This is a genomic window from Stenotrophomonas sp. TWI602 (assembly GCF_039674045.1).
Taxonomy (GTDB): Bacteria; Pseudomonadota; Gammaproteobacteria; order Xanthomonadales; family Xanthomonadaceae; genus Stenotrophomonas.
On record NZ_JBDJMT010000008.1, the window covers coordinates 139,636 to 153,527 of the forward strand.

The window sequence follows — 13,892 nt, forward strand, 5'->3', positions numbered from 1 at the left end:
GCAACCGCCGTGGCGTGTCGCCGCAGCCGGGTGATCCCGTAGGTCAACGCACCGCCGCAATCGCCCGCGTACGCGCTTTGGCCAGCGCTTCACCCACCGCCGGTCCCTTCAGGTGGCTGAGGTCCAGGTCGCGCGCCTGGACCGCCAGCGCCGCCTGGTGCAGGCGGGTGAGCGTGGTGCCCTGCGGGTAGTCGCTGTCCTCGAAGCCCAGTCGGCCGCGCTTGTCGGCCTCGCAGCACAGCGCGATCTGCGCGATCCGCTCCGGGCGACGGAAGCCGTCGCACCGGGCCAGCAGCTCCAGCACGGTGGCATCGCGCAATTCGTCGATGCGGTGCACGTTGAGATGATCGCGGCAGACCGCTTCGGCCAACTGGCGGTGATCGACCGGCACTTTCAGGCGCTCGGCCAGGGCACGCAGCGGGGCCACCCCGCGCTGCTCATGCATGATGTGGCGCGGCCATTCCTCTGGCGGGGTCAGGCCCTTGCCGAGGTCGTGGGTCAGCGCGGCGAAGCCGATCAGGTCATCGCCCGGGGCCAGCTGCGCGGCCATGTCGCTGACCATTTCCTGGTGCACGCCGGTATCCACTTCGGGGTGGAACTCCGCGCGCTGCGGCACGCCATACAGTGCTTCCAGCTCCGGCAGGATCGGGCCCAGTGCATGGGCATCATGCAGCGTGCGCAGGAAGGCGGATGGCCGCGCGGAGGCGAGGGCGCGTCGCAGCTCCTGCCAGACACGCTCGGGCACCAGTGCCTCAAGCTCACCGCTGGCGGCGATCTGCTGCATCAGGGCCATCGTCTCCTCGGCCACGGTGAAGCCGGCTGGGGCAAAGCGCGCCATGAAGCGGGCCGCACGCAGCACGCGCAGCGGATCTTCGATGAAGGCCGGACCGACGTGGCGCAGCACCCGCTGTTGGATATCACGCACGCCCCCATACGGATCCACCAACGTACCGGTGGCCTCATCGCAGGCGATCGCGTTGATGGTGAAATCGCGCCGCTGCAGGTCTTCTTCCAGCGTTACCGACGGGTCGGCATCCACCACGAAACCGCGGTAGCCGCGCCCGGATTTGCGCTCGGTGCGGGCCAGTGCGTATTCCTCGCCGGTGTCCGGATGCAGGAACACCGGGAAATCACGGCCCACGGCCTTGTAGCCCTGCGCTTCCATCTCCGTCTGGGTGGCGCCCACCACCACCCAATCGCGGTCACCGGGGGGCTGCTGCAACAGGCGGTCGCGTACGGCGCCGCCAACAAGATAGATCTTCATGCGCCCATGATGCCGCAGTGGGCCAAGGCGACGCCAACCGGCATACCGGGGCCGGTCAGTCGCCGCCCTTGTCTGCGTTGGCCGCGCAGGCGAAGGTCTTGCGCTTGACCTGCAGGCGGCCGTTCATGCGATCGGTCACCGGCAGCGCGTCGCCGTTCAAGCGCCAGTCGTAGATCACGCTGAAGGCCAGGATGCGCGCGACATACTCACGGGTTTCCTTGTAGCTGATCGTCTCGATCCAGATGTCCGGATCGAACCCCGGGCGCTGCGACTGCCAGCGGGCGGTCGGGGTCGGGCCGGCGTTGTAGGCGGCAATCGTGACGTAGGGCAGGCCCTCGTACTTGTTCATCAGCTGGCGCAGGTAGGCCGTGCCGATGGCAATGTTGGTGTCGGGGTCGTAGAGGCTGGCGGCGCCGCCGTAGTTGGTCAGGCCGATCGATTTGGCCACGGCCGCGCCGGTGGTGGGCAGGACCTGCATCAGGCCCATGGCGTTGGCCGGCGAGCGGGCCTTCGGGTTGAAGATGCTCTCGGCACGGATCTCCGCGGCGACCCAGGCCGGGTCGATGGCATTGCGTGCGGACTCGCGGCGGATGCTGTCGTCGTGGTGCAGGGGGAAGCGCAGCGAGTACAGGCGCTGCTCGTCCGGGGTCTTGCCGAGCGAGAACACCGCACGGTCGAACCAGCCGTTGTCGCGGGCCACTTCCACGGCGAGACGACGCTGCGTGTTGTCATAGCGGCTCAGCGCATCGTTCCACTCGGCCACGGCCCAGCCGGCACGTTCGATCTTGAACAGTTCCATCGCCCGCACGATCGCCGGGTCCCGCGCGACCGCCGCCTGCGCCTGGGCGCTGTCGTTGGGTTCCCACGGGCACAGCGTGTAGTTCTGGCCGAGCTGGTCGGCGGCCAGGAAGCCATGGAAGGTGGCCGCACGGGCCGCCTCACGGAAGGCCGCCTGCGCTTCGCTGCGTTTGCCGGTCTTGTCCAGCATGCGCGCTTCGAAATAACGCCAGCGCGAGTCGGCCCGCTGGGTGGGGCCCATCTTGCGGATGGCGGTCAGTGCGGCTGGCCAGTCGCCGCGCGACAGCGCTTCGCGCGTGCGCCATTCGTGCAGGCGCTCGTCGTACGCCGATTCGGGCACCGCATTGAGGCGACGGGCGGAGTCGGGACCGTACGAGGCGACCGTCCACAACGCGATCTGGTACAGCACCTGCGCGCGCTGCGCGGCGCTCAGCTGCAGGGCGTCGGCGTACTGCGGCAACTGCTGTTCGGTGGCTCCGGGATCGGCCTTGGCCAGCTTGGCCAGGCCATCGGTGGCGATGCGCCGGCTGCGCTCATTGCGTGGCCAGTTCAACGCGCTGGCGTTGGGCTTGTCGACGAAGGCGGCATAGGTGTTGGCCAACGCCAGGTCGGCAGCGGGCAGGCCGCGCGCGGCGCTGCGCATCACCGCCGGCTGCTGCTCATCGGCAGCGGCATCGATGCGCGCCCAGCGCAGTTCGGCGTTCATGCCGCCCTTGGCGTCCAGCACCGCGAACACCGGATCGCAGGCATCGGGCAGCGATTTGCCGGTACTGCGCCAGATCGCCTGCGCCTCGCTGACCCACTGCGCATCGGCCTTGCCGGTAGCCTGGCGTGCGTTGAGCTGGGCGCAGCGCAGGCCGACGTTGGTCGTGTCGGTCCAGTTGGCGAGCAGCGTCGGCCAATCCTGGCGCCGCGCCACCGCGGGCAGCCATACGTTGCGGAAGCTGGTGGCCACCGCCTGGCCGTTGTAGCGCTTCAGGAAATCCTGCGCCTGCACGTTGCTGACGGTATCGATGTTGCGCCGCAGGTTGGCGAATTCGACCCAGCCATACAGCGGGTGCCTGCTCAGTGCCGCCGCCTGGGCAGGATCGAACTGGCCGCGCTCGGCATTGTCGATCACGGCCTTGAGCTGCGCGCGCTGGGCATCCAGGTTCTGGGCATCGGCCACCGGGCTGACCCCGGTGCAGGCCAGCAGGACGGTCGCGCTGAAGAAATACAGGGGAAGTCGAGTCATGCCGGAAAGCATAACGGCGCGGGGTGAAAGGGAGTGAGGGCAAGCCGACTCGAGGATGAACAGCTGCCGCTGAGGCGGGCCATTCGCATCACCGGTCCATCGCTCCACCGGTGACCACGGACGTGGGAAGCACGTGCCGATCGCGATCCCACCGCATCATGGGCGGTGTAGCACGTGGATGCCCGTGCGGGCGACGTTCAACGGCTGCGCACTGAAGCCGATTCCGACGCGCTGGATGGCGCAAATGCCAAGGTTCCGGTCGCCACCCGAATCCTGGCATCAAGCGGATGGCGTTCGCGCAGCAGCGGCACGACGCCCACCTTGGATGCCTTCAACGACCCTTGAAAACAGCGACATTTGCGTTCCTACGCGTCGCACGGGAGCTGCCTCCATAGCTGGACCCTGCGCAGTCGGTTTTGTCGAATTCCCGTGAAAGCGAGGCGCACGTCACTCCTTCACATTTACAGGTTGTTTACAAAGGAGACGCTGCCGCCATGCAGGGGGCGCGGCAGCCCAGCCCGACATTCCTTTGGAGAGAGAGCGAATGAACAACCTGCACCACCGCCCGCTGGCGGTTGCCGTATCGCTGTGCCTGCTGCTGGCTGCGCCGGCCTTGGCCAGCGCGCAGGACGCGCCCCGCAGCACGACCGATCTGGACCGGGTGGAAGTGACCGGCAGCCGCATCAAGCGGGCCGAGGTGGAAGGGCAGGTGCCGATCCAGACCCTCACCCGCACCGAGATCGAACGTACCGGCCTGACCTCGATCGGCGATGTGCTGCAGCAGCTGACCGGCTCCGGTTCGGCGCTCAATGCGAAGTTCAATTCCTCGGGCAACTTCGGCTTCCCGCCGGATGGCAGCGGGGTGGGCGCGGGCTCGGCCCAGGTCGATCTGCGGCACCTGGGCGCCAAGCGCGTGCTGGTGCTGGTCGACGGCATCCGCTGGGTCAACGAATCCTCCGCCTCCGGCGTGGGCGCGGCGACAGACTTGAACACCATCCCGCTGGCCATCGTCGAGCGCATCGAAGTACTCGAAGACGGCGCGTCGTCGCTGTACGGCTCCGACGCCATCGCCGGTGTGGTCAACATCATCACCCGCCGCGAATTCGACGGCGCGCAGGTGACGATGAACTACGGCGAATACACCAAGGGCGATGGCACCCAGAAGGGCGTGGACCTGGCCTGGGGCACCAGCGGTGACCGCTACAGCCTGTTCCTGGGCGCGAGCTGGACCAAGCAGGACCCGGTGTATGCACGGGACCGCGAACAGTCGCGCTTCCCGATTCCGGGTACCGGGCTGGCCTTCGGCAGTGGCGGCATTCCGCAGGGGCGGTTCGCCTTCGTGGACCCCAACACCGGCGCCAGCCAGAACATCGTGCCCAACACCGGCGTGAGCAATCCGCGCTATGACGGCAGCGCCGGTTGCAACCGCAGCGACGACTACCACTGCTTCACCTCGGCCGATCGCTTCAACTTCGCCGAGTACAACCTGGTGCTCACCCCGTCCGAGCGGAAGGGCATCTTCGGCCAGTTCCGTTTCGACCTCACCGATGACATCCAGTGGTACATCAAGGCACTGGGCAACCGCCGCGAATCCACCAACCAGGCCGGCCCCGAGCCGCTGTTCTTCGGCCCGGACGGCGCCACCGGCAATCCGCTGGCGGACAATATCGTGGTCTCCGGGCTGAATCCCTACAACCCGTTCGGCTTCGATCTGGTCGCCTCGGGGAACATGAGCCTGATCGGCCGTCGCCCGGTCGAAGGCGGCGCGCGCGTGTTCGAGCAGGAGGTCAATACCCAGTACTTCGCCACCGGCCTGGTCGGCCAGTTCCAGGCCGCCGACCGCAGCTGGTTCTGGGACCTCAACGGCATGTACAGCAAGAACAAGGCCGAGCAGACCAACTACGGCAGCTATGACATCTACAAGGTCAACATGGCGCTGGGTGATCCCGCGTTATGTGCGGCCACCCCCGGCTGCGTACCGCTGAACATCTTCGGTGGGGTCGGCTCGATCACCCCGGACATGCTGCGCTGGATCCAGCCGGTCGTGCGCGACCGCAGCCAGAACGAGCTGAGCCTGTTCACCGCCAACCTGAGCAGTGAGCTCTTCAACCTGCCGGCCGGCCCGGTCTCGTTCGCCACCGGCTATGAGTACCGCAAGTACGAGGGCCGCTACGATCCGGATCCGCTGACTGTGATCGGTCACTACAACGGCGTGCCGTCACTGCCGACCTCCGGTTCCTACGATGTCAACGAGGCCTACCTGGAGCTGAGCGTGCCGATCTTCGCCAAGAGCGCGCTCGGGGAAAAACTCGACCTGAGCCTGGCCGGGCGCTACTCGGATTACTCCACCTTCGGCGGCGAGTTCACCCCGAAGTACGGTCTGCGCTGGCAGGTGACCAATGACTTCGTGCTGCGCACCAGCTATGCCGAAGGCTTCCGCGCACCGTCCATCGGCGAACTGTACGGCTCGGCCGCGCGTGCCGATCTGCAGCTGTTCGATCCGTGCTCGGTCGGGCTGGGGGGCACGCCGCCGCGCGGCAGTGCCGCCAACTGTGCCGCACTCGGCGTGCCGGGCGGCTTCCAGCAGGCCAACTCGCAGATATCGGTCACCACCGGCGGCAACGCGGAACTGGATCCGGAGCGCTCGCGCAGCTTCAGCGCCGGCTTCGTGTGGAGCCCGTGGTTCGGCAGCAACGCGTCCTGGTCGGAGCGCTTCGATGTCGAGGTGACGTTCTACCGTCACCACATTGAAGGCGCGATCCAGGCGATCAACGCCCAAACCCAGCTTGATCTGTGCGTGGACACACTGGACCCGCTGTACTGCAGTGGCATCACCCGCGCCTCGACCGGTGCGGTCAGCAGCTTCAACAACCGGCTGACCAACCTGGGCTCGATCAAGACCGATGGCTGGGACGTGGATCTGTTCTGGACCCTGCCGCAGACGGAGATCGGGCAGTTCAAGCTCGGTTGGCAGAACACCTTCGTCGGCCGCTATGAGGCATTGGGGGCCGCCGGCCAGAAGCAGCCGCAGGAGCCGGGTGTGGAAGTGGCCGACAGCTCGATCCCGGAGTGGACCAGCAATGCCACGCTGAGCTGGAACCTGTCCAACTGGAACGCCTCCTGGACGGTGCGCCACATCTCCAAGCTCACCGAGGAGTGCGGCGATGTGGCCGCCTTCCCGATCTGCAGCAACCAGGCCGAAGGCACCAACGAACTGTCGGCCACCACCTTCCACGACATGCAGGTGGGCTACAAGGTCGACTGGATGAAGGGTCTGCAACTCAGCGCCGGCCTGAACAACGTGTTCGACAAGGATCCGCCGATCTGCCTGTCGTGCTCGCTCAACGGCTATGACGCGTCCACCTACGACATTCCGCGCGGGCGCTACTGGTACGTGCGCGCGGACCTGCGGTTCTGATCGCGGGCTGATGCGAAGGTGACACACCGGGGCGCCATCAGGGCGCCCCGGTGCCGGCTTGCAGCAGTACCGGTCACGCCCCGCTGCGTGCAGGGACGGACAAATGCGTTGCGCACACCGGCCACCGCGCGTGCCTGGCATGCCGGTGCTGTCTGCGTCAGGCATCATGGGGAGCCGGCCAGCGGCCGGCACTACCTCTCCTGAACGGCATTGCCATGAACCTGCATACCTGGTGGATCTTCGCCGTCACCGTGTTCGTCCTGTGCGGCACGCCCGGCCCGAACATGCTGCACGTGATGACCCGCAGCGTGCGCGTGGGTTTCCGTCGCAGTATCGCCGCCATGGCCGGCTGCCTGACCGCGCTGGTACTGGCCCTGGCGATCTCCGCCGCCGGGCTGGGCGCGGTGCTCAAGGCCTCGCCGATGGTGTTCGACGTGCTGCGCTACGCGGGCGTGGCGTACCTGGTGTACCTGGGGATCAAGGCCTGGCGCGGCGGTGATGCGCCGATCGACGTCGGCAGCACCACGGCGCTGGTGCCCAGTTCACGCACCGTGCTGTTCCGCGATGGATTCATCATCGGCATCAGCAACCCCAAGTTGCTGCTGTTCGCCTCGGCGTTCCTGCCGCAGTTCGTTGATCTCACCCAGCCGCAGCTGCCGCAGTTCGTGATCCTGGTGGGCACCTTCGCGGTGATGGAGATGTTCTGGTACACGGTGTATGCCGCCGGTGGCCGCGGGCTGGCCGGGCATCTGGCCAAGCCGGGGCTGCGCAAGGTGTTCGACCGTGTGGTCGGCACGATCTTCATCGGGTTTGGACTGGCGCTGCTGCGTGCCAGGCCGTGATGATCTGGTGCTGCGCGCGCGGCCTTGATGGTAGTGCCGGCCGCTGGCCGGCTCTCGACCCATCTGCCGGGGCCCCAAACGCAGAGAGCCGGGCAATGCCCGGCTCCCCGTTGTTGAAGCGATACGATCAAAGACCGGTCAGAACGACCAGTTGAAGGTGATGGAGCCATTGCGACCATCACCGTACGCGCCGTACCCGTTGATCTGCGAGAAGTACGTCTTGTCCAGCAGATTGTTGAGGTTGGCCTGCACGCTGAACGCCGGCGAGATGCGGTAGCGCACGAACGCGCTGACCAGCGCATAGCCACCCTGCTCGATACGGCCATAGGCCGGCACCGGATAGTAGATGCCGTTCTGCCAGTTGGCACCGCCACCGACCGTCAGCGAGCTCAGCGACTGCGGGGTGTAGCTGGTGAACAGCTTGATGGTGGTCTGCGGCAGGTTGGTGTTGATGTCCGCATCGTTGATGTCCTTGGCCACGTAGCGCGAGGCACCGAGGGTCGCGTTCCAGCCCGGGGCCAGTTCGCCGTTGAGCTCAAACTCGAACCCACGGCTCACCGTGCCGCGCGCGGCGATGTAGGCGAACTCACCCGGGCGGCTGGGGATCAGCTCGCTGGTGACCTGTGCGACGTTGTCCTGCTCGATGCGGAACGCAGCGACGGAGGCGTTCAGGCGATTGTCGAACCAGGCGCCCTTGACGCCGATTTCGTAGCTCTTGCCGTCCACCGGATCGAGGTAGCTGCCGCTGCGGTCGCGCGCCGTCTGCGGCTGGAAGATCTCGGTATAGCTGGCGTAGGTGGAGTAGGTGTCGTTGATGTCGAACACCAGGCCGGCGTACGGAGTGGTGACCTTGTGCGAACGGTCATCGCCTTCACCTTCGCTCTTCCAGTCGGTGTAGCGCGCGCCCAGGATGAGCTTGAGCGGATCGGCCAGCGACAGGCGGGTGGCGACGTAGCCGGCTTTCTGGGTGATGGTGCCTTCGCTCTGCAGCGGCAGGGTGCCGACCCAGTTCGGTTCGGGGAAATCCGCCACACCGGCCAGATAGTTGTCCAGCGGCGCCCAGCCCATCTGGTAGTCGCCGTAGTTGGCGAACTCGCGCTTGTTGTAGCTCAGGCCGGCCATGAACTGGTGCTCGCGACCGAACAGCTGGAACGGACCTTCCACGAAGCCGTCCACCGCATTGACCTTGCGCTCGGTGTTGTAGAACCCTGCCGAGGGCGTAACGCCGGCACCGGTGGTCTTGTCCAGCAGCGATGCACCGCTGGTCCAGTCGTTGTAGGCCGGGTAGAACAACTTGTCATCGGCCTTGGTCGTGTCGTGCGTTGCGCCGAGCTTGACCTTCCAGTCGTTCGCGAACGCATGCTCCAGCGTGGCGAACAGGCGCTTGCTGGTGGTATCCCAGTAGGTCCAGCGCGGGTTGGCGCTGAAGGACGCATCGAACGGGGTCGGGCTGCCATCGGAGAACAGCATCGGGAAGCCACCCCAGGTCGCGCCGTTCGCGCGCTTCTGCTGGTAGTCGTAGCCCACGCTCAGCTGGGTGTCCGGGGTCAGGTCGGCATCGATCACCGCATAGCCCAGCGTCTTGTGCTGGTCGTAGCGGTCCATCTGCGATTCGGTATCCAGGTAGCTGCCGATCACGCGCGCGCGCACCGAGCCGCTGGCGTTCAGCGGGGTGGTTACATCCACCGTGCTGCGGGTGCGGCCCCAGCTGCCGACATTGACCGACACGTTGCCGGTCAGTTCGGCGCTGTCGGCGTGCTTGCGGATCAGGTTCACCGAGGCAGACGGGTTGCCGGCGCCGCTCAGCAGGCCGGTGGCGCCACGGACCACTTCCACGCGGTCATACAGGGCCAGGTCCAGGCCGGAATCGCCGTAGCTCCAGTTCTGCACCATCTGGGTCGGCAGGCCGTCGAACTGGTAGCTGTCGATGTAGAAACCGCGCGCATAGAACTCGGTGCGCTCGGTATCGGACTGGGTGCTGCTCACACCGGTGGTGTTGGCCAGCACGTCGATGATGTCATCAAGGTTCTGATCTTCGATGCGCTGGTGGCTGATGATGCTGACCGACTGCGGGATCTCGCGCGGGGCCAGATCGAAGCGGGTTCCGGCCGAGGTCCGGCGGACCGAATAGCCTTCGGCGCGCTCGCCCTTGACCACGATCTTGTCCAGGGTGGTGGCGTCAGGAGTCGCATCCTGCGCGAACGCAGGCGCAACGGCGAGGGCGCACAGCGCCACCATCAAGGCCTGCGGCAGCGGGCGACGGTGCATCGACGGGCGGGACAGCACGTGGGCGGAGCGGGTCATCGGCGTTTCCAGAAAGGCGGCAACGGGCAAGGCCGGCGTCCTGGGTGGCCTGCGGCGGAGCGGGTGGGGGCAGGAAGCGGCTGGCGGGGGCGGTGACCCGGCGCGGGCTCGATAACTGTTCACGGGTACGCATCCCTTGCGCGACCCGGATCACACTATGGTAATAGCAATGATTCGCATCATCAACCGCATCGGACATCGGCACCGATGCGCAAGGCCGGCGACTCCAGGCGCTCTCGTATTCATACTTCCCGCTGCCGAGCCCCCGCGGGCGCAGGCGCGCCTCGTGCGTCGCCGCAGCTACCCGCGCGCTGGGTTAACAGCCCCGTCGCTACCCTGAGCCTGCGCTGGGTGGACAGCCTGAGCCTCCGCGCGATTCGGCGGCCCCGCGCAGGCCAGGCCGCCTTCCTCCGCTGCAGGAGATGCCCATGGTCAGCAAGAATACGATCTGCCTCTGGTTCGACGGTACCGCGCTGGACGCCGCCACCTTCTACGCCGCCACCTTCCCGGACAGCGCGGTGCACGCGGTGCACCACGCACCGGGCGACTTCCCCTCCGGCAAGCAGGGGGACGTACTCACCGTCGATTTCACCGTCGCCGGCATTCCCTGCCTCGGGCTCAACGGCGGACCGGCGTTCAAGCACAGCGAAGCCTTCTCCTTCCAGATCGCGACCGATGACCAGGCCGAGACCGACCGGCTCTGGAACGCGATCGTCGGCAACGGCGGCGAGGAAAGCGCCTGCGGCTGGTGCCGCGACAAGTGGGGCCTGTCCTGGCAGATCACCCCGCGGGTATTGACCGACGCGGTGACCAGCAAGGACCCCGCCGTGGCCCGGCGCGCGTTCGAGGCGATGATGACCATGCGCAGGATCGACGTGGCGGCCATCGAAGCGGCGGTGAGGGGCTGAGACAACAGGCGCGGCGCGTTGCAGCGGACAGCAAGAACGATCAAATGGCGCGGCGCGCGCTGGGTTACGCTGCGGTCCCGTTCATCGGCATGGATCTGGCGGTATGGGTGCGGCACGCAGGGCCCTGTGGTACATCGAAAGCCACTTCGCTGAAAACCCGTCGCTGGCCGATATCGCCGGCGTGGTGGGGCTGTCGCCGTTCCATCTCTCGCGGCTGTTCCAGCTCAGCACCGGGACCTCGGTGGTGCGCTATCTGCGAGGCCGCCGGCTGACCCACGCCGCGCACCAGCTGGCGGCCGGGGCCGATGGCATTCTCGAGGTGGCCATTGCTGCCGGCTACGCCTCACACGCGGCCTTTACCCGCGCATTTTCCGAGCAGTTCGGACGTTCGCCCGAGCAGGTGCGCGAGCAGGGGCTGGCCGGCATGGTGTTGGTCGAGGCATTGAAGCTGATCGATCCCTCGACACCCTGCACGATCGAACCCCATCGCGCGCACCGCGGTGCCCTGCGCGTGGCCGGCATCGGTGCACGCCATACCGCCGCGACCGTCGCATCGATTCCTTCGCAATGGCAGCGCCTGGACGAGGCGCATGGGTTGGGCGCGCAGATCGCCTACGGCGTGTGCGGCAACAATGACGCTGACGGCGGCTTTGACTACATCGCCGGCGTGGAGATCCCTGCCTCTGCGCCCGTGCCCGCTGGCTGGCAGGCGATCTCGATTGCGCCTCGCGAGTATGTGGTGGCCTGGCATGCCGGGCACATTTCCGCGATCCGCTCCACCTGGTTCTGGCTGTTGAATGACTATCTGCCGGCGTCCGGCCTGACCCTGACCGACGCACCGGACCTGGAGCGCTACGACGCGCGCTTCGATGACCGCAGCGGCCACGGCGGGGTGGAGATCTGGCTGCCGCTGGCCGACACGTTGCACCTCAAGGAGATTGACCCATGCGAATGACCGCCCGTTGTTGTGCCGCGCTGCTGGCGCTGTGCCTGCCCCTGTTTGCCGCTGGGGCCGTGCCGCCCGTTGGCGAGCGGCACGGCGTTGCACATACGCCCAGTGCGGCCGTGCGCGATGCCGACCACCGCGACAACGTGCGCTACACCGTGTGGTATCCGGCCCAGCCCGATGCGCAGGAAACCGCGCTGACGATCGGCCCGCCGGGGGCGCCCTTGTTCGAGGTCGGTACGGCGGCCGCCGATGCCGCCATCGCCAAAGGCCGCTGGCCGGTCCTGCTGCTCTCGCACGGCAACGGTGGCAGTGCCCGGATGATGGGCTGGTTCGGCACCGCGATGGCGCGGGCCGGATACGTGGTGATCGCCGTGGATCATCCCGGCAACAACGGGGTGGACCCGATGACCGCGGCCGGCAGCATCCTGATGTGGAACCGCGTGGATGACCTGGCTGCCGCGCTGGCCGCGGTGCAGGCCGACCCGGCGCTGGCCGCGGAGATCGATGCCACCCGGTTGGGCATCGCGGGCTATTCGGCCGGCGGGTTCACTGCCCTGGTCGCCGCGGGCGCACGCCCGGACGTGAAGCGGCTGCTGGCATTCTGCCGCGCATATCCCGCCGATGGGGTATGCGCCCCGCAGGCGGAGAACCCGGCGCTGACGCTTGCCCGCCGGATGGCGGCTGCAGACACACCGGAACTGGCCCCATGGGTGGCCAAGGCCGGTGAGGATCGCGCCATCCCAGGCGTGGACGCCGTGTTCCTGATTGCGCCGGCCATGGTGCAGGCCTTCGCCCCGGAGGAACTGGAGAAGGTCAGGCCGCCGGTCTCGATCATCGTCGGTGCAGCCGACACCGTGGCCTCGCCGGCCACCAACAGCGACGTGGCTGCCTCGGCACTTCCGAAGGCGACGCTGACCACCTTGCCGGCGGTGGGACACTACGACTTCCTGTCCAGCTGCACCGCTTTGGGCCAGACGCGCGTCGGCGCACTCTGCCAGGTGGCGGCCGACAAGCAGGCCACACACGGGGCCGCGATCACGGAAGCGACGGCATTGTTCGATGCTGCGCTGTCGGCCACGCGCTGACGCAGGTAGCTCCGCCCGGGCAACGTTCACGCCTTCCGAGCGCGGCACATCGAGGCCGCCGTCAGGGCCAGCAGTAAGGCGGCGTCGGCAGGCGATCCGCAATATCCTGTGCGCATGTCGACCTCCCGCCTCTCTACGTTCTTTCCCGCCCTGGCCGTGCTGGGCTCGGTCACCTCGCTGGCCGTCGGCACCTCGTATGCCAAACAGCTGTTCCCGCTGATCGGTGCGCAGGGCACCAGCGCACTGCGCGTGGGCTTCTCGGCGCTGGTGCTGCTGATGGTGTTCCGGCCGTGGCGCTGGACCACCTCGCGCGCGGATGCGGGGGCGATCTTCCGCTATGGCATCACGTTGGGGGTGATGAACCTGCTGTTCTACATGGCGCTGCGCACGATCCCGTTCGGCATCGCGGTGGCGATCGAATTCTGCGGGCCGTTGGCGGTGGCGATGTGGTCCTCGCGGCGGCCGGTCGATTTCGTCTGGGTCGGCTGCGCGCTGGTCGGGCTGTTGCTGCTGCTGCCGCTGGGCCATGGCGAGCCACTGGATCCGGCCGGGGTGATGTTCGCCCTGGGCGCGGCGGTGTGCTGGGCGATGTACATCATCTTCGGCAAGCGTGCCGGCCATCTGCCGGCCGGGCACACCGTCTCGCTGGGGCTGTGCGCGGCGGCGCTGGTGGTGGTGCCGGTCGGCGTGGCGCACGCGGGCATGGCACTGCTGGATCCGAAGATCCTGCTGTTCGGGCTGGGCGTGGCGATCGTCTCCAGCGCGATCCCGATGTCGCTGGAGATGATGGCGCTCAAGCGATTGCCGAAGGAGACCTTCGGCATCCTGATCAGCATGGAGCCGGCGGTCGCCGCGCTGCTGGCGATGGGGTTGCTCGCCGAGCACCTGACCACGCTGCAGTGGGCAGCGATCGGCTGCACGGTGGTGGCCTCGGTGGGCAGTACGTTGACCGCGAAGCGAGCGGTGGTGCCGTTGCCCGGTGCGCCGGCGTAATCGCGCGCGATGGTATCGGTAGTGGCGGGGGCGGGGGGGGGGCCCGCCCGATGCCAGAGGAGCGGGGGGGGCCCCCCCCCCCGCCCCCCGCCCCCAC

10 protein-coding genes are annotated in these 13,892 nt (G+C 67.5%); 7 read left to right on the forward strand and 3 right to left on the reverse strand.

Annotated features, from left to right (window positions below; genetic code table 11):
- Nucleotides 1-43 precede the first annotated feature (43 nt).
- On the reverse strand, nucleotides 44-1,264 hold the full coding sequence (locus ABE483_RS10480; protein ID WP_346481632.1) for a multifunctional CCA addition/repair protein: 1,221 nt from the start codon (nucleotides 1,262-1,264) through the stop codon (nucleotides 44-46).
- 55 nt (nucleotides 1,265-1,319) lie between these two features.
- Nucleotides 1,320-3,296, reverse strand: a complete 1,977-nt coding sequence (locus ABE483_RS10485; protein ID WP_313219591.1) for a transglycosylase SLT domain-containing protein — start codon at nucleotides 3,294-3,296, stop codon at nucleotides 1,320-1,322.
- Nucleotides 3,297-3,470: 174 nt separating this feature from the next.
- Here ABE483_RS10485 and ABE483_RS10490 point away from each other — a divergent pair, with 174 nt between their 5' ends.
- From ABE483_RS10490 to ABE483_RS10500, 3 genes are all read left to right on the forward strand, one after another.
- The gene (locus ABE483_RS10490) at nucleotides 3,471-3,641 is read left to right on the forward strand and encodes a hypothetical protein (protein WP_346463460.1); all 171 of its coding nucleotides are present in this window, start codon (nucleotides 3,471-3,473) and stop codon (nucleotides 3,639-3,641) included.
- Between the two features lie 199 nt (nucleotides 3,642-3,840).
- Nucleotides 3,841-6,714 (forward strand): TonB-dependent receptor, encoded by a 2,874-nt coding sequence (locus ABE483_RS10495; protein WP_346481633.1) that lies wholly within the window; start codon nucleotides 3,841-3,843, stop codon nucleotides 6,712-6,714.
- Between the two features lie 215 nt (nucleotides 6,715-6,929).
- Entirely contained in the window at nucleotides 6,930-7,556 is a 627-nt protein-coding gene (locus ABE483_RS10500) for a LysE family translocator (RefSeq protein WP_102789412.1), read from the forward strand.
- Nucleotides 7,557-7,694: 138 nt separating this feature from the next.
- On the opposite strand, the gene fhuE is transcribed toward ABE483_RS10500, so the two are convergent.
- Nucleotides 7,695-9,860: a ferric-rhodotorulic acid/ferric-coprogen receptor FhuE gene (gene fhuE / locus ABE483_RS10505; protein ID WP_346481634.1), complete on the reverse strand. Its 2,166-nt coding sequence runs from the start codon at nucleotides 9,858-9,860 to the stop codon at nucleotides 7,695-7,697.
- A 428-nt stretch (nucleotides 9,861-10,288) separates the two neighbouring features.
- Between fhuE and ABE483_RS10510 the strand changes: the two genes are divergently transcribed.
- The 4 genes from ABE483_RS10510 (at nucleotide 10,289) to ABE483_RS10525 (ending at nucleotide 13,795) form a co-directional block, all read left to right on the forward strand.
- Nucleotides 10,289-10,768, forward strand: a complete 480-nt coding sequence (locus ABE483_RS10510; protein WP_070471854.1) for a VOC family protein — start codon at nucleotides 10,289-10,291, stop codon at nucleotides 10,766-10,768.
- A 103-nt stretch (nucleotides 10,769-10,871) separates the two neighbouring features.
- Nucleotides 10,872-11,723: an AraC family transcriptional regulator gene (locus ABE483_RS10515; RefSeq protein WP_346481635.1), complete on the forward strand. Its 852-nt coding sequence runs from the start codon at nucleotides 10,872-10,874 to the stop codon at nucleotides 11,721-11,723.
- The gene (locus tag ABE483_RS10520; RefSeq protein WP_346481636.1) at nucleotides 11,714-12,802 is read left to right on the forward strand and encodes an alpha/beta fold hydrolase; all 1,089 of its coding nucleotides are present in this window, start codon (nucleotides 11,714-11,716) and stop codon (nucleotides 12,800-12,802) included. The genes ABE483_RS10515 and ABE483_RS10520 overlap by 10 nt, the downstream gene beginning before the upstream one ends.
- 114 nt (nucleotides 12,803-12,916) lie before the next feature.
- Complete coding sequence (locus ABE483_RS10525) at nucleotides 12,917-13,795, forward strand: EamA family transporter (RefSeq protein ID WP_313212698.1); 879 nt, start codon at nucleotides 12,917-12,919, stop codon at nucleotides 13,793-13,795.
- Nucleotides 13,796-13,892: the final 97 nt, after the last annotated feature.

Bases quoted from the DNA above. Each gene is read 5' to 3' on its own strand.
- ABE483_RS10520 (WP_346481636.1), top strand. From the start codon at position 11,714: ATGCGAATGACCGCCCGTTGTTGTGCCGCGCTGCTGGCGCTGTGCCTG.
- fhuE (WP_346481634.1), bottom strand. From the start codon at position 9,860: ATGACCCGCTCCGCCCACGTGCTGTCCCGCCCGTCGATGCACCGTCGC.
- ABE483_RS10525 (WP_313212698.1), top strand. From the start codon at position 12,917: ATGTCGACCTCCCGCCTCTCTACGTTCTTTCCCGCCCTGGCCGTGCTG.
- ABE483_RS10495 (WP_346481633.1), top strand. From the start codon at position 3,841: ATGAACAACCTGCACCACCGCCCGCTGGCGGTTGCCGTATCGCTGTGC.
- ABE483_RS10500 (WP_102789412.1), top strand. From the start codon at position 6,930: ATGAACCTGCATACCTGGTGGATCTTCGCCGTCACCGTGTTCGTCCTG.
- ABE483_RS10485 (WP_313219591.1), bottom strand. From the start codon at position 3,296: ATGACTCGACTTCCCCTGTATTTCTTCAGCGCGACCGTCCTGCTGGCC.
- ABE483_RS10480 (WP_346481632.1), bottom strand. From the start codon at position 1,264: ATGAAGATCTATCTTGTTGGCGGCGCCGTACGCGACCGCCTGTTGCAG.
- ABE483_RS10510 (WP_070471854.1), top strand. From the start codon at position 10,289: ATGGTCAGCAAGAATACGATCTGCCTCTGGTTCGACGGTACCGCGCTG.
- ABE483_RS10515 (WP_346481635.1), top strand. From the start codon at position 10,872: ATGGGTGCGGCACGCAGGGCCCTGTGGTACATCGAAAGCCACTTCGCT.